13 protein-coding genes are annotated in these 17,102 nt (G+C 33.9%); 8 read left to right on the top strand and 5 right to left on the bottom strand.

Annotation, left to right across the window (positions count from 1 at the left end; genetic code table 11):
• The first annotated feature begins 17 nt into the window (after positions 1-17).
• The 5 genes from lytS (at position 18) to NST14_RS27640 (ending at position 5,156) form a co-directional block, all read left to right on the top strand.
• Positions 18-1,787: a two-component system sensor histidine kinase LytS gene (lytS, locus tag NST14_RS27660; RefSeq protein WP_109631237.1), complete on the top strand. Its 1,770-nt coding sequence runs from the start codon at positions 18-20 to the stop codon at positions 1,785-1,787.
• The gene (locus tag NST14_RS27655; RefSeq protein ID WP_000921833.1) at positions 1,765-2,505 is read left to right on the top strand and encodes a LytR/AlgR family response regulator transcription factor; all 741 of its coding nucleotides are present in this window, start codon (positions 1,765-1,767) and stop codon (positions 2,503-2,505) included. The genes lytS and NST14_RS27655 overlap by 23 nt, the downstream gene beginning before the upstream one ends.
• A gap of 132 nt (positions 2,506-2,637) precedes the next feature.
• Positions 2,638-3,069 (top strand): antiholin-like murein hydrolase modulator LrgA, encoded by a 432-nt coding sequence (gene lrgA, locus NST14_RS27650; protein ID WP_000104902.1) that lies wholly within the window; start codon positions 2,638-2,640, stop codon positions 3,067-3,069.
• A gap of 34 nt (positions 3,070-3,103) precedes the next feature.
• A complete protein-coding gene (gene lrgB / locus NST14_RS27645; RefSeq protein ID WP_000168869.1) occupies positions 3,104-3,796 on the top strand; it encodes an antiholin-like protein LrgB in 693 nt (230 codons plus the stop codon).
• Positions 3,797-4,121: 325 nt separating this feature from the next.
• Positions 4,122-5,156 (top strand): AI-2E family transporter, encoded by a 1,035-nt coding sequence (locus NST14_RS27640; protein ID WP_001166015.1) that lies wholly within the window; start codon positions 4,122-4,124, stop codon positions 5,154-5,156.
• 278 nt (positions 5,157-5,434) lie between these two features.
• Here NST14_RS27640 and NST14_RS27635 read toward each other — a convergent pair whose 3' ends face one another.
• Complete coding sequence (locus NST14_RS27635; RefSeq protein WP_229143341.1) at positions 5,435-5,908, bottom strand: hypothetical protein; 474 nt, start codon at positions 5,906-5,908, stop codon at positions 5,435-5,437.
• 318 nt (positions 5,909-6,226) lie between these two features.
• On the opposite strand from NST14_RS27635, the gene msrB reads away from it, so the two are divergent.
• Entirely contained in the window at positions 6,227-7,192 is a 966-nt protein-coding gene (msrB, locus tag NST14_RS27630; protein WP_229143345.1) for a peptide-methionine (R)-S-oxide reductase MsrB, read from the top strand.
• A 28-nt stretch (positions 7,193-7,220) separates the two neighbouring features.
• Here the strand turns inward: msrB and NST14_RS27625 are convergent, their stop codons facing one another.
• Positions 7,221-10,340: an efflux RND transporter permease subunit gene (locus NST14_RS27625; RefSeq protein ID WP_061535964.1), complete on the bottom strand. Its 3,120-nt coding sequence runs from the start codon at positions 10,338-10,340 to the stop codon at positions 7,221-7,223.
• Between the two features lie 142 nt (positions 10,341-10,482).
• Between NST14_RS27625 and NST14_RS27620 the strand changes: the two genes are divergently transcribed.
• On the top strand, positions 10,483-11,355 hold the full coding sequence (locus NST14_RS27620) for a TetR/AcrR family transcriptional regulator (protein WP_229143346.1): 873 nt from the start codon (positions 10,483-10,485) through the stop codon (positions 11,353-11,355).
• A gap of 29 nt (positions 11,356-11,384) precedes the next feature.
• Here the strand turns inward: NST14_RS27620 and NST14_RS27615 are convergent, their stop codons facing one another.
• From NST14_RS27615 to NST14_RS27605, 3 genes are all read right to left on the bottom strand, one after another.
• On the bottom strand, positions 11,385-12,455 hold the full coding sequence (locus NST14_RS27615; protein ID WP_000278073.1) for a hypothetical protein: 1,071 nt from the start codon (positions 12,453-12,455) through the stop codon (positions 11,385-11,387).
• An 18-nt stretch (positions 12,456-12,473) separates the two neighbouring features.
• Entirely contained in the window at positions 12,474-13,958 is a 1,485-nt protein-coding gene (locus NST14_RS27610) for an MBOAT family O-acyltransferase (RefSeq protein ID WP_000898525.1), read from the bottom strand.
• A 115-nt stretch (positions 13,959-14,073) separates the two neighbouring features.
• Positions 14,074-15,627, bottom strand: coding sequence for an ABC-F family ATP-binding cassette domain-containing protein (locus tag NST14_RS27605; RefSeq protein WP_000055411.1), 1,554 nt, complete (start codon positions 15,625-15,627; stop codon positions 14,074-14,076).
• Between the two features lie 452 nt (positions 15,628-16,079).
• Between NST14_RS27605 and NST14_RS27600 the strand changes: the two genes are divergently transcribed.
• Positions 16,080-17,045, top strand: a complete 966-nt coding sequence (locus NST14_RS27600) for a glycosyltransferase family 2 protein (RefSeq protein WP_001124449.1) — start codon at positions 16,080-16,082, stop codon at positions 17,043-17,045.
• Positions 17,046-17,102: the final 57 nt, after the last annotated feature.

Below are 17,102 nucleotides of genomic sequence, written 5' to 3'. Positions count from 1 at the left end.
AAAGGAATGAATCACAGATGCTAAATTTAGTACTTATGATGATTGAACGCGTCGGACTTATTGTTATTTTAGGATTTTTACTTTCGCATATTAAAACATTTAGGCGCCTCCTTCATAAGCAAGATGGTTATGTAGATAAGCTTAAGCTTATTTGTATTTTTTCGGTGTTTACAATTGTAAGCAATTACACTGGGATTGAAATAGCGGGTAATACGATTATGAATGAAAATTGGCTACAGGGTGTTTCTTCATCGAGCACAATCGCGAATACACGTATTATGGGTGTTGGAATTAGTGGATTGCTTGGCGGACCTATCGTTGGAATTGGAGTAGGATCGATTGCTGGTATTCACCGTTATATGCTTGGCGGGACGACTGCACTAAGTTGTGCAATCTCTTCAATTTTAGCGGGGGTTATAACAGGTTATATTGGATACATTTTCAAAAAGTATAATCGTACAATTACGCCTAAATTTTCAGCGGTTTTAAGTGTGTTTATCGTTTCTTTAGAAATGATTATGATCTTATTGATTGTAGAGGATGGAATGAGTATTGTGAAGACAATTGCGATACCAATGATCCTTGTAAATAGCTTTGGAAGTTTTATTTTACTTTCTATGATACAAGCTATTTTGCGCCAGGAAGAGAATGCAAAGGCACTTCAGACTCATAAGGTATTACGTATTGCAGATAAAACGTTACCGTATTTTCGCCAAGGGTTAACAGAAGAATCGTGTAAGCATGTGGCACAAATTATTCACCGCTTTACAGGAACTGATGCGGTATCCTTAACAGATACAGAGAAAATATTAGCTCATGTTGGATTAGCATCAGATCACCATATTCCTTCACATAGTTTAATAACTGGTTTGTCGAAAGAAGTGTTACACACAGGAAAAATAATGAAAGCAAAATCACATGAGGTCATTAATTGTCAACATGAAGGATGCCCTTTGCAAGCGGCGATTGTTATTCCACTAACTTCACATGGAAATACGATAGGGACATTAAAACTGTATTTCAAAAATCCTAACCAGTTAAGTCGTGTGGAAGAGGAATTAGCAGAAGGGTTAGCAAAAATATTCTCTACACAACTTGAATTAGGGGAAGCTGAGTTGCAAAGTAAATTATTGCAAGATGCGGAAATAAAGGCATTACAAGCACAAATTAACCCACACTTTTTATTTAATGCGATTAATACAGTATCAGCTTTATGCCGAACAGATGTAGAAAAAGCAAGGAAGTTATTATTACAGCTTAGTGTGTATTTCCGTTGTAATTTACAAGGGGCACGTCAGTTATTGATTCCACTAGAACAAGAATTAAACCATGTACAAGCATACTTATCGCTAGAACAAGCAAGGTTTCCAAATAAGTATGAAGTAAAGGTGTATATTGAGGATGAGCTAAAGACAACTTTAGTACCACCATTTGTTCTTCAACTATTGGTTGAAAATGCGTTGCGACACGCCTTTCCGAAGAAGCAACCAGTATGCGAAGTGGAAGTGCATGTTTTTGAAAAAGAGGGTATGGTTCATTTTGAAGTAAAAGATAATGGGCAGGGAATTGAGGAAGAACGTTTAGAACAATTAGGAAAGATGGTAGTTTCGTCAAAGAAAGGGACTGGAACAGCTTTATATAATATTAATGAACGTCTTATTGGGTTATTTGGGAAAGAAACGATGCTTCATATTGAAAGTGAATTAAATGAGGGGACAGAGGTTACTTTTGTTATTCCGAAAAAAGTAGGGGAGGAAGAGCAGATTGTTAAAAGTACTAGTAGTTGATGATGAAATGTTAGCACGTGATGAACTAAAGTATTTATTAGAGAGAACGAAGGAAGTTGAGATAATTGGTGAGGCTGATTGTGTAGAGGACGCATTAGAAGAGTTAATGAAAAACAAACCAGATATTGTTTTCCTAGACATTCAGTTATCTGATGATAACGGATTTGAAATCGCGAATATATTAAAGAAGATGAAAAATCCACCTGCCATTGTATTTGCGACTGCCTATGATCAATACGCGTTGCAAGCATTTGAAGTAGATGCGTTAGACTATATTTTAAAGCCATTTGATGAAGAACGTATTGTACAAACATTAAAGAAGTATAAAAAACAAAAGCAGTCGCAAATAGAAACGAAGCAAGAAATAAAAGGGGCAGATGTAACGGCAGATATGCATAAATTAGCATTACCAATTGAAGAATCAATCGTACTTGTGAATATTGAAGATATTATATATGTAGGACTTGTGGATGGAAAAGTAACAGTAAAAACAATGAGGGACACATATATAACACACGATACACTTGTGATTTTGGAAAAGAAGTTGCCACAAGCAAGTTTTATGCGTGTTCATCGTAGTTTTATTGCAAATATTAATCACATTACTGAAATTCAGCCATGGTTCAATTCTACTTATAATTTAATTATGAAAGAAGGATCAAAAGTACCTGTTAGTCGTACATATGCAAAAGAACTCAAGAAGCTGCTTCGTATTTAAGAAGCAGCTTTTGTATTTCATCCTTTTATATTTGTAACTGATTCTGTATATTTGACGTTCTGTTATGTAAACGCTTACTAAGGCGGTTATATCCTATACAATAAAGGTACCAAATCGAAAGAGGTGGCAAAAATGAGTACGAAAAAAGTATATAGTTTCTTATCACAAGCCTTCATATTCTCAGCTATTATGTTAATTTCTAATATTATTGCAACACATTTACCAATTCCGATGCCTTCATCGGTAATCGGGTTAGTCATTTTATTTAGTCTATTATGTTTAAAGGTTATTAAATTGGAACAAGTTGAATCACTTGGAACAGCTTTAACAGGTATTATCGGATTCCTTTTCGTCCCATCAGGTATTTCGGTTATTAATTCTCTTGGTGTAATGGGACAATATTTTGTACAAATTTTAACTGTAATTGTTGTTGCAACAGTTATTTTACTCGCTGTAACAGGATTATTTGCACAATTTATTTTAGGAAAAGATAAAAAAGAAACAGAAGATACAAAAGAATTGAAAGTAGTAAATAAAGGACGCAAGCACGGAAAAGTTGCGTAACCATTTTAGTATATATTGTTAGGAGGGAATGAACATGGCAAGCACAATGACTCCATATTTCGGAATCGTCGTTTCATTAATCGCATACGGAATCGGAACATTATTATTCAAGCATTCAAAAGGGTTCTTCTTATTCACACCATTATTCGTAGCGATGGTATTAGGGATTGTCTTTTTAAAAGTAGGTAACTTTACTTTCGAAGAATATAATACTGGTGGAAAAATGATTAGCTTTTTCTTAGAGCCAGCAACAATCGCGTTTGCAATTCCATTATATAAACAAGTGGATAAGTTGAAAAAATATTGGTGGCAAATTTTATCAGCTATCGTGGTTGGATCTATTTGTTCAGTAATTGTCGTGTTCATTGTTGCAAAAGCAATTGGCCTAGATACAGCAGTAATGAATTCAATGTTACCACAAGCGGCAACAACAGCAATTGCATTACCAATCTCTGAAAGTATTGGTGGTATACCAGCAATTACATCATTTGCAGTAATCTTTAACGCAGTCATCGTATACGCATTAGGAGCGTTATTCTTAAAAACATTTAGAGTGAAACATCCAATTGCAAAAGGTTTAGCACTTGGAACAGCAGGTCATGCATTAGGAGTGGCAGTAGGAATTGAAATGGGTGAAGTAGAGGCAGCTATGGCAAGTATTGCTGTAACAGTAGTTGGAGTTGTAACGGTAGTTGTCATACCGATGTTCATGCCATTCATTGGATAGTAAAACTTACTTAAAAAATGAGAAAAGCAAGCTATTTGTAGGACAGATTTCTACTGATAGCTTGCTTTTTATGTTACAGTAGTGGTAAGACCTATTGTGACAAAATGTAAGTTTCCTTAAATCTTCATTAATACTGTGTAGAATGCGTTTTGAATTAGGTCATTGTATTGTAAAATAAGAAGTAAGCTACTATAGATCTGCTAAGGTAGGCGTATAATGAGCTTATAAAAATCTTAATATGAATGAATAATTAAAAGTAGAAAAGAGAGAAAAATCTACTTATTAACGTTTTACTTTATAGGACAGGAGAGAGTACTCGTCGATTATGCAAATAAAAAACCTGTTTCAAAGCAAAGGATTTCAGAGGTTACTCGTATTAGTAATACTTGCTCTCGTGTTATACGGGCTGCAAAGTATGTTGAATTTAATTTTAATTACGTTTATTCTTACGTATTTAATGGATCGATTCCAAAAGTTTATTTCCCGCAAATTAGATCATTTCATGCCCATTAATCGAAAACTCATTATAGCATTTCTATATGTCATGTTAATTGGTGGAATTGCTATTACGCTATTTAAATATTTACCAGTATTAACGATACAAATTTCACAATTGATTTATCAATTTAACGTATTTTTAAGAAACCCACCGGACAGTGAATTAATTAAGTATGCAGTTAATGCTGTTAATCATATGGAACTTTCGAAGTATGTAGGGCAAGGCGTTGACATTTTGTATAAATCGATTACGAATGTTGGGAAATTTGGCCTTCAAGTGTTACTTTCTTTAATTTTAAGTTTATTTTTCTTATTGGAGAAAGCTCGTATCGTTGCTTTTACTGCAAAATTTAAAGAGAGCAGACTTGCAATTTTCTATACTGAAATCGAGTACTTCGGTAAGAAATTTGCACGTTCATTCGGAAAAGTAATTGAGGCACAATTTTTAATTGCAGTTGTTAACTGCGTTTTATCCGTTATTGCATTATGGATATTAGGATTCCCACAATTATTAGGTTTAGCGTTAATGATCTTCTTACTTGGTTTAATTCCAGTAGCTGGGGTTATCATTTCGTTATTCCCGCTTTGTATGATTGCTTACAATATCGGCGGTATTATGTACGTTGTTTATATTTTAGTTATCGTAACAGTCATTCATGCGCTTGAAAGTTACGTGTTAAATCCGAAGTTTATGTCGCAAAAAACAAACTTACCAATTTTCTATACGTTTATGGTATTAATCTTCTCGGAACACTTCTTAGGTGTATGGGGATTAATTATCGGTATTCCAATCTTCATTTTCTTATTAGATGTCTTAGATGTGACAAGTGATGAAATGGAGAAGGACGCTGGGAAAAAATAAAGTGAAGTAAGAAATGAACTGTACCCTATAAAGTGGATAATTTAACAAAAGAATTCTCCTTTGTATTTCATTAAAAATAATTTTGCTCATTTCCTGTATCTCACTTTTATCATCGTTTCCATTATTAATGAGGAATGAGCGTGAAAATGCACCAAAACCCCAAATCATAGACTTTTTTAGTGTCCATGATTTGGGGTTTTATTTATTATTAACGTAAAGACAATTTAATTAATAATTATATATATTTATATATAATTAAATAAATATATTTTGTGATCTTAAAACCCTTCTGGAAATGCCCTTGCCGCAAATTTAAATGAACCAACACCGCCATCATCAGTATATGCAGAGATGGTATATTTTCCACTTGATACCCAATCTGACCAACTAGTACTAAAGTAAAGAGTTTTTTGCGCCCCTGGACTTATACTTTCTTGATAAAGCGTATGGCCTGCTGAATTTATAAGTTTATAGCGTAAAGTACTTGGCCCTGTGTTTTGAATCCAAAATTTAAGGTCATCGCCAGATTTATTCCAAAAATAACCGGACCCAGAGCCATGATCAAAGGAGACTGTTTGACTCCCTAGTAATATTGATGATGAATACATGATGATTGAATCATCGCCATTTCCTAGCTGAATTTCTGTTACTTCAGGAGTTTTATTCATGTGCGTTTCTGGTACTGATGCTGCAGCTGTCCCTGTTCCAATTAAAGATAAAGCGATTGCTGGTAATACTAGTAACTTTTTCATTTCACAAATTCTCCTTTTAAAGTAAATTAATACACTTTATGATTTTATTTTCAACAAATGTATTTGCAATTCCATATTATTAGAATTAGATTTTAAGGCAAATATATAAATATTTATTTTGCTACTAATAAATAATACTTTTCATTTTCAAGATTCCTTAAAACCTCGTAAATAAAGTCAAACTTTAATCATTGGAGGTTTTACTGTCCGTTACAAAGGGGACAGATTAAAAAAGCATCGATGTTCGATGCTTTTTCTTTTATAACATGATGTTTCTTATGCCATACTGTAAGGAGAAGATAGAATAGGGGTGAAAGAATGGTTGTAAATGAAAAGGTAGAATTAGCTACATTTGCTGGAGGGTGCTTCTGGTGTATGGTTTCGCCATTTGAAGAGATGGAAGGAATTATAAAGGTTGTTTCTGGCTATACAGGTGGTCATAAAGAGAATCCAACATATAAAGAAGTATGTTCAGAAACGACGGGACATTATGAGGCAGTACAAATTACATTTGATGCAAATAAAATACCGTATGAGGAGTTATTAAATATATATTGGAGACAAATTGATCCGACTGATGTAGGCGGGCAATTCCACGATCGCGGACAGTCTTACGAAACAGTGATTTTTTATCATAATGAAGAACAACATAAAAAAGCAGAGGCTTCAAAAGAAGAGCTTGCAAGGAGTGGGCGCTTTTCAAAGCCGATTGCGACAAAAATATTGCCAGCTGCTACGTTTTATCCCGCAGAGGAATATCACCAAGGATATCATAAGAAAAATGAATTCCGCTACGAGTTATACCGTAAGGGCTCAGGGCGAGATGCGTTTATTAAGCAACATTGGCCAAAGGATAATGCTCATTTAAAGGAAAAACTCAGTGAGATGCAATTTTATGTAACACAGGAAAATGGTACAGAACCACCATTTCGAAATGAGTATTGGAATCATAAAGAAGAAGGTCTTTATGTAGATATCGTTTCAGGTGAACCTTTGTTTACTTCTCTAGATAAATTTGATAGTGGATGTGGATGGCCTAGTTTTACGAAGCCAGTTATGTCAGCTAGTGTGAAGGAAAAAATGGATGTGAGTCATAATATGACGCGTACAGAAGTGAGAAGTAAGGAAGGAGATTCACATCTCGGCCACGTATTTCCAGATGGTCCAGGACCAAATGGACTTCGCTATTGTATAAATTCAGCAGCTCTTCGATTTATTCCAACAGAGGAATTAGAAAAAGAAGGCTATGGTGATTTCCTAATCTTGTTTGGAAATAAAAAATAACCTCGCAGTTAGCGAGGTTATTTTTTTGTTACTTTACTTTTTTCTTTTTAAACTTGCTTAATACTTCATAAACGATTGGAACAATAAGAAGTGTTAATAATGTTGAACTTGTTAATCCACCAATTACTGTTACACCAAGTCCTTTAGAAATTAAGCCGCTACCTTCAAATCCTAATGCGAGCGGGATAAGAGCACCGATTGTTGCAATTGCAGTCATTAAAATCGGGCGAAGGCGTGTTGCACCAGCTTCTAATAAAGCTTCACGTGTTGATAGACCTTCATTTTCTTTATGAATAACGCGGTCGATAAGCACGATTGCGTTTGTTACAACGATACCGATTAACATAAGGGCACCGATCATTGCAGAGACACTTAACGTTTCACCAGAGATTAATAAGGCAACAAGGGCTCCAATGATTGTAAATGGTAGCGAGAATAAAATTGCGAATGGTGCAAGAGCACCGCCAAATGTCACGACAAGAACGAAGTATACAATAGCAATCGCAGCTAACATCGCTAAGCCAAGTTGCTTGAATGATTCTTCAATATCTTTTGTAACGCCTCCCATAGAAACATCTACGCCAGAAGGAAGATCCATTTTATCTACTTCTTTTTGAACCGCGGCGGATGCTTTTGAAACGTCATCAGATGTTAGTTTTGCACTTACTTCCGCATAAACACGGCCATCGCGGTGTTTCACTGTATTCGAAGTTTCTCCTTCTTTTACAGTCATCACATCTTTTACAGCCACTTCACTACCAAGCGGCGTTGTAATTTTACGATTTGTTAAGTCATCGATTGTTTCATAATTTTGTTTTTCAGCTTCTACATATACATTGATATCTTTACCGTCTTTTTTAATTGTTGTCAGAACAGGGCGATCATGTTGATTAGAAAGTCCCATTCCAATTTGTGCAGCCGTTAGACCCATTTTACTTAGCTTTTCCTGATCTGCGACTAAAGTGTATTCTGCGTATGTTTTTGCAATACTAGAGTCTATATCTTTTAAGTCTTTGTTTTTCTTCATTATGTTTTGAATATCTTTTACGACAGGCTTAATGTCTTCTGAGCTATCTCCGTAAACGTATAACTTGATTTCGTTACTACCGCCACTTGCTCCGAAGTCTTGGTTTTTCCATTCGCCTTTTCCAGACATTTTCTGTAAATCTTTAACGACTTGTTCTTTCTCTTTTTCGAAGTTTTTCGTGTCGTTATCATATTGTACGAAGAACATTGCCTGATTTGATTGACCAGGACTCATTGGGTTTTCGCCACCTAATGAGAATTGAATTGTTTTGACGTCTTTATTATCTTGGAAGTGCTTCTCAGCTTTCGTTGCAATTTTTTCAACGTCTTCTAACGTTTGACCTGGTTCAGGGTTGTACGTTGCAATAATCATTTTTTCTTCTTCAGATGGTAAGAAACTTACACCGATAATTGGAACAAGTGCAAGACTACCAACTAATAGAAGGATAGCGATACTTGATGTAATAATTTTGTGATTTAAAGCCCATGTAAGTATGCGTTTATAAATATTTGCTAATTTACTTGGTTTTTCTTCATGATGTACTTCTTTTTCTCTCATGCTCTCTTTCTTAAATAAAGAGTGAGCTAGCATCGGTACGATTGTAACTGCTACTAGCAACGATGCTAATAAAGCGAAGACGATAGTTAAAGCGAATGGTAAGAACATTTCACCAATCATACCTTTTACTAGTCCAAGCGGTAAAAATACAGCAATTGTTACAATGGTAGAAGACATAATCGGAATAAACATTTCTTTTGTAGCTTCACGAATTAAATCTTTCCCGCGTAGTTTCTCTCCTGATAACGACATACGTCGGTAAATATTTTCGATAACAACAATGGAGTCATCCACAACGCGCCCGATAGCGACTGTCATTGCTCCAAGCGTCATAATGTTAAGTGTAATATCCATTTGCTTTATGACTAATACAGCAATTAATAAAGAAAGTGGTATGGAAACGACAGAGATTAATGTTGTTCGGATATTTCGTAGGAACAGCATAATAATAACAATCGCAAAAATAGCACCAAAAATGGCTTTGCTCAGCATTGTTTCTACTGATTTCTCAATAGGTGCACCTTGGTCGAATGTTGAAATAATCTCTAAGTCTTTATATTTTTTCTCAAGTTCTTTTACTTTATCTTTAACAGCATTTACAACATCAACTGTGTTCGCGTCAGCCGCTTTTACAATTTGAATTCCAATTGCTTCTTTTCCATTTGTTCGAGAAATAGATTCCGCTTTTCCGACTTCTTTAATATCAGCAATTTCGTCTAATGTAACTGTCGGAATCCCGTTGTTCATAGCGGCTGGATTCATTTGCGGCACTTGTGTACCAGCTCCGGCATTTTGACTACCTTGACCGCTTGCTGATGAAGGAACAGCAGGGATTTTTAATTCTTTTAATGCTTTCATTGTTGTAATATTTCCATCTACAACAACTGACTTTTCTGTGTCTTTAAATGTATATAAACCAAGTGGTAAAGATACGTCCGATCCTTTAATTACATTTTTTACAGTGTCTTCACTTAAACCTAATTCTTTCATCTTATCTTTTTTGAAGACAAGTTGTACTTCATCTACTTGTTGACCTGAAATTTGAACAGATGCGACCCCATCAAGTCCTTTTAATCCTGGAACAACATTTTTTTCTACATTTTCAGTTAAGGTAGCTAAAGATTCATTTTTACTTGCTACGCTTAATGAAATTACAGGAAAGGCATTGAAGTTCACACGTGAAACTTTCGGGTCCTTTACGCCTTCTGGCAGTTTCACATTTGCGAGAGCTTCTTTTATTTCTGTTTCAGCCTTTTCCATATTTTTATCAAAATCATATTCTACCTGAATGGAAGATGCATTTTGAAAAGATGATGAACTAACAACGTTTACACCACTTAAATTTTGCAGTTGCTCTTCCATCGGTTTTGAAACTTTATCAGCTACTTCTTCTGGTGTAGCACCAGGATAAACCGTGGTTACTGTTACAACAGGTGTTGTAATATCAGGAATTGTTTCCAGCTTCATATTCAGCCCAGAATAAATACCTGCAATGGTAACGATAATGGTTAGTAGCCAAACTGCGAACTTATTTTTTAACGAAAAATTAATAATTTTGTTCATGTTTGCGCTCCCTTTGTATTATATTGACCAACTGGTCAGTCTAATACATAATATAACTGACTGATTGGTCAGCCGTCAATGAAAAGGGATGGTATAATACATTCATAATAAGATGCGAGATTAAATTTAGGAGAGACATGATATGAAAGAAAAAGAGCGCTTAATTATAGAGATGGCTATGAAGTTATTTGCGACTAAGGGTGTAAATGCGACATCAGTGCAGGAAATTGTGACAGCTTGTGGCATATCTAAGGGAGCCTTTTATTTATACTTTAAATCAAAAGAGGAACTTTTATTAGCGACACTTCGATATTACTATGACAAGATTCAAAACAAAATGATGGATATTGAAAAAGAGTCGTTATTGCCACGTGAAAAATTTGCAAAACAATTGCATTGCCAGTTTAATGACATACAAAAGCATAAAGAATTTATTATTATGCATGCAAGGGAAAATGCGATTCCTTTTAATAAAGAAGTAGAAGAATTTATGATGCGGATGAAGTTAGAGTCTCACGCATTTTATCGGAATAGTTTACTGTCTATTTATGGTGATAAGGTTATGCCATATTTATTAGATTTAGTCATTATGGTAGAAGGCATATGCCGGGGATATTTAGAACTAATTATTTTACAAGCGCCAGAAATAGACTTATCTTACGTCTCGGCTTTTATTTTGAAAAGAGTGGATCATTTAGTAGATGGATTGGTAAAATCTTCAGAAGAACCTGTGTTACATGAAGAAAAGCTTGGAGAATTTCTTTGTAAATCAGAGCTTATTAAGGAGCAGGTTAAGGAACATTTTTTAAAAGAAATTATTGTGTTTAAACGTACTTTAGCGGATCAATTAGAAGATGAGGAATTGCTTGTTACATTAGATGTTTTGGAGGCAGAAATGAGGATGCAAAATCCAAGAATTCCGGTTATCCAAGGGATGTTGTTCAATTTAGAGGCATATCCAACTTTAAAAGAATTCCGTTTGAGGCTTATGGGCTATTACAATATAAAAAGGTAACAATGATAGTTTTCATTGTTACCTTTTTATTATTTAGGTCTTTCATCTGAATTCACTAGCTTAGAAGTATCGAAATTCCGTATTTCATTAGAGAAGTTAGTTAATCTTTGTTCGTAATCTCGTTTATTAGTAATCGGTTCAGTTGTAGCTAATTGTTTTACAATCCAATCATTTATATATCTGTAATAATGCGTTTGGTCAGACATATAATTAGAAAGATTATACGTAACTTCTTTTTGATCTTGGAAATCATAGAGTTTTACATTTTTTAGTTGTGCTAATTTAGTGTATACTTCTTTTTTAAATAACATATTTTCCTTTGTATGCTTTGAGTCGTTTTTATCCATAACTACGTGATATGTTACTGGATATGGCGCATAGAAAAATGTAAACTGTACTTCCGGGTTTTGTTTTACAAATTCAATAATATTAGAATCAAAAGATTTAAGCATTTGTTCATGATACCAACCATCGCTGATTGATTGATGAGGTGTTCCGTCAACAACCCTTTTAGCTATATCTACTGAGAAATTTGGCTCGTCATCTCCAAATTTGTATAGCCAGTGGGGATCCTGTGGAGACTTTGTTGGATCTAGTTTTAACTTCATATTCTGCAATGCTATTTTTCGAGAATACGGGCTAATTAAATATTGGATATCATTCAACTTATTTGTATCATACATGTAAGTTGGAAATGGTGAAGCACCTTCTGATACCCATTCAGGTTTTCCAGAGAATGAATATAAATTAAGCTCCCAAATAATATTTTTAACAGTTTTTGAATGCGTAGCTAACTGGGCTGTCATATTTTGTTCCCTAGCTGTTGAACCTGGAAGAGAGCCATTAAAGCTGGTAGTATGAAGTAATTTATTAGCGTCAGGTTCAAGGAAGTTTCTTCCCATAGAAGTTCCTACAAATAAGGTATCATAATCCATATGTTTAATAAGTCCAGGCATTTGATAGCGTTCAGTAGCATAAAAATAATCGTTCTTCTTAAATTTATATACATACAATGGGTCAAGCTTATAAACAATAGAGCAAACTATTCCAGATAAAATGAAAAGGAATATAATAAACCAACATATAAAACGTTTATACATATTTTTCACCTACGGTTATTAGAAATTAAAGTATAAGAATGAACTTACACGATTTAAATACATCAAAGAAAGTATAAACATGCTAGCTAATGCAAGAGCATAAATCGGTTTTGGACGGAAAGATTCTAATTTTTCTATAGAATTTTTTGTAAATAATACAATAGCGATTCCAATTGCTAGGTATAAAATAGTTTGGAAGTTAAAATGATCACCAGTCACTTGGAACGGGAATAAATTACAAATTGAATAAATTAAATTATCCATTATAGACACACCAGTTAATGTTTCTGGACGGAATTGAATAAGTGCTGTTTGGATGTGTAAGTAATTTACGTTGAACATGCGATTTAACATAGTTAATGCATCTTCTACAGAAGTAGCTCTGAAGAACACCCATGTTACATGTACAAATCCCATTGTTAAAATCCAAGCAATAAATTTAGGCATTTTTCCACCTAAGTTTTTAAATAATCGATGTATTACAATAGCTAATCCGTGTAAAACGCCCCAAATGACAAACGTCCATCCAGCGCCATGCCAAATTCCACTTATAAGAAAAATTGTAAATAAATTTAAATAAGTACGAATTTGCCCTTTTCGACTCCCACCCAATGGAATATATACATATTGGGTGAAAAATCGTCCTAATGTCATATGCCAACGTCTCCAAAAATCTTGAATACTTAAAGATTTATAAGGAGAGAAGAAGTTAATTGGTAGTATAATGTTGAATAACAACGCTGCACCTATTGCCATATCACAATATCCACTAAAATCAAAATACAGTTGTAATGTATACGCAAGTGATGAAACCCATGCATCGGTCGTAGATAGTTGATTTACATTGCTAAAGCCAAAATCAGCCCATTGTGCTAGTGAATCAGCAATTACTACTTTTTTAGTAAGACCAATTCCGAATATGTAAAGTCCTTTTGTAATGTTTTCAATATTCGGCCTTCTTTTAGATTCATCTTGAAATTGAGGGAGGACCTTACTATGATGGACAATGGGTCCTGCAATAAGTTGCGGGAAAAACGTTACGAACAAGCAAAAATCAATAAAATTAAACTTTGTTAATTCCCTCTTATAACAATCTACTAAAAAACCTATCTTTTGGAAGGTAATAAAACTAATGCCTAAAGGCAGTAATAACTTTAATAAAGGTACATCAGTTCCAAATAGGGTATTTATATTATCTAAGAAGAAATCAGAGTATTTAAAGTATCCCAGTAATGAGATGTTAAATACTAAACCAACTATTAAAAATACTTTTCGGGTTTTTTGATTGATTTTTTGTATAATTTGTTGGCCTATAAATGCGTTTGTAAATAATGAAACTCCTATTAGCAATAGGTATTTCACCTCAAAATATGCATAAAAGTAAAGGGACATACCTACTAAAAAAAGTTTCGCGAAATTTTTGTTAACTTTTTGCAATAGGAAATATCCAATTACTGCTATAGGCAAGAATAAAAGCATAAATTCAAAAGAATTAAAAAGCATAATATAGCCCCCAGCATTAATAAAATCTTACTCTATAAAAAACGTGACAACAGAGCAAGATGTTGTCACGCAAAGTATAGTATAGCATAAAATATGGATGAAAATCTTATATCTATTAATTTTTATTTTGAGACCATTCTTCTACATTCCAAACTTTTGTAATCCAATCTTCATAGAAGTCTGGTTCGTGACATACAAGGAGGATTGTTCCTTTATATGCTTTCATAGCCTTCTTAAGTTCTGCTTTTGCTGTCACATCAAGATGGTTTGTCGGCTCATCAAATAGTAGCCAGTTACTTTCTTCACCCATTAGTTTACATAAACGAACTTTTGCTTGTTCTCCACCACTTAATTGACTTAACGGGCGAGAAATATGTTCATTTTTTAATCCGCATTTTGCTAACATCGCACGAATTTGATGCTGGTCTAAGCCAGGGAATGTATTCCATACATCATCAATTGGTGTTATATTGTCAGCTTTAACCTCTTGCTCAAAGTATGCAGGCTCTAAGAAGTCCCCAAGGCTTGTTTTACCGCTTAGAGGTTTAATTTTACCTAAGATTGTTTTTAGTAACGTTGATTTACCAACACCATTACATCCAACGATAGCAATTTTTTCACCGCGTTCAATTGTCATTGATAGCTTTGGTAGTAGTGGATGTGTATATCCAATTTCTACATTTTCACCTTCAAAGACGAAGCGACTACTTGCACGACTTTCTTTAAATGAGAATTCAGGTTTAATTGCTGTTTCTGGGCGATCAATAAGTTCCATGCGATCAAGTTGTTTTTGACGACTCTTTGCACGACCTGTTGTTGAATAACGGGCTTTGTTCTTTGCAATGAAATCTTCTTGCTTTTTGATAAACTCGCGCTGTTTTTCATAAGCGTTTATATGTTGATTTTTATTGATTTCTGCTAGTTCTAGGAATTTTTCATATGTCGCTGTATAGCGTGTCATTTTTGTGAATTCTAGATGGAAAATAACATCAACACATTTGTTCATAAATTCCGTATCATGAGAAATTAATAAGAATGCATGTGGGTATTCTTTTAAATAATTTGTTAACCAATGAATATGTTCAACGTCTAAATAGTTAGTAGGTTCATCAAGTAATAACACTTCTGGTTGTTCAAGTAATAGCTTTGCAAGCAATACTTTTGTACGTTGTCCACCGCTTAGTGCTGAAACATCACGATCTAAACCAATTGCATCAATTCCAAGACCACGTGCAGCCTCTTCAATTTTCATATCTAGTAAATAGAAACCACCTGCTTCAAGTGCATCTTGTATTTCTGCCATTTGCTCAAGAAGTTCTTCTAGCTCTTCTGGTGTAGCAGTTCCCATTTTTTCTGTAACTTCATTTAAAGCTTTTTCCTTTTCGAATAACGGTAAAAATGCATCCGCTAGTACGTCACGAATTGTACGTCCAGGCGTTAAAACAGTATGCTGATCTAAGTAACCGTAATGTGTGCCCGGTGTCCATTCTACACGACCTTGGTCATGAATAAGCTGACCAGTAATGATATTCATGAATGTTGATTTACCAACACCGTTTGCACCAACTAATCCAACGTGCTCACCTGCTAGTAATCGCATAGATACATCTTTAAATAATGTACGATCGCCAAATGTATGTCCTAATTTTTCAACTGTTAATAAGCTCATAGTATCCTCCGTCCAACTTGAAATAGTACCTTGAATCATGATACTAAATTCTGTGATATAATGCTATTATTTCAAAAAGGTACATTATTCATTTTCCGGATTTTTATAGATGAAATACAGAAAATCGGATGGATTATTATGTTTTTATATGTATATTATTGGGTATTTTTTAATTTAAATGAACAAATGATAATTAAGGTATAAATATGTTGAAGTTAATTAGGTTACTGTATAATTTGTAGAGGTACTATATTTAATAGGGGAACCTGCTATACTAAGTGAAGAGAAATATGAAATATACACTAGAAAAAATAAAAAATTATATTAGTGCTTTACCGGATATCGTTATATATGTGGAAAATAGACATATCTGGTTTAAATGGAAAGGTGAGTCTAAAGTATATATTATATAATATGAAACAATTTTAAATTCTTTTTTATGGAGGTCAACAATGCCAAAAATTACGGTACTAATGCCTGTATATAATGGTGAAAAATATTTAAGAGAGTCTGTTGATAGTATTTTGAACCAAACTTTTACAGATTTTGAATTATTAATTATAAACGATGGATCAACAGATAGTAGTATGGAGATTTTGAATTCCTATAGTGATTCACGAATAAGAATAGTGACAAATGAAGTGAATTTAAGGTTGATTAAGACATTAAATAAGGGAATTGATTTAGCAACAGGGGAATATATTGCTAGGATGGATTGTGATGATATAGCAGATCCAAAACGTTTAGAAATTCAATTGCAGTATATGGAGAAGCATCCTGATGTTGCAGTTTGTGGAACGGGTGTTAAAGTTATAGGTCAGAATCGAAAACCGTGGCAAATTTCAGGTTCTTCGGAATTAATTAGAAATTGTTTATATGTTCGAAGCTGTATGATTCATCCATCTGTGATGATGCGCACGGAATTTTTAAAAGAACACAATATTTATTATGATTTGAATTACTTACATGCTGAAGATTATGAGTTGTTCCAGAGATTAAGTGAGAAGTATAAAGTAATTAACTTAGAGGAGCCACTATTGAATTATCGTTGGTCAGAAACAAGTGTAAGTAGTCTTAATGCCTCCGATCAAGAGGTTATGGCCGCAAAGATTTCTACAGAGGCTTTATCTCGTATTGGAATTGAATTTAATCGCGTACCATTTGCAAGGGGTACATTAACGAAAGAAGAATTATTAGAAGTAAAACGCCAATTAGAAGAACAATATCATAAGGCTAACAAAGAGGATGAAAATATTAAGCAAATATTCCAATTTCTATGGCTTGATATGATTCTTAAAGGAACGAAGCATGGTTTATGGAATATAAAAATGTTATTTTCCCCTAAATTTTGTTCTATTTTATTGATGGATAAAGGTCTCCTGACACGTATAATTGCGAAGAGTTTACTGAAGAAGTAATTGGAATCAACTCAATGTTGAAATATTATAATGAGAACAGTTTTTATAAGTTTAAAA

Source organism: Bacillus sp. FSL W8-0519 (genome assembly GCF_038005585.1).
Lineage (GTDB): Bacteria > Bacillota > Bacilli > Bacillales > Bacillaceae_G > Bacillus_A > Bacillus_A paranthracis.
Note: the sequence above shows the minus strand (reverse complement) of the source record. Positions and strands in the feature narration are given on the sequence as shown.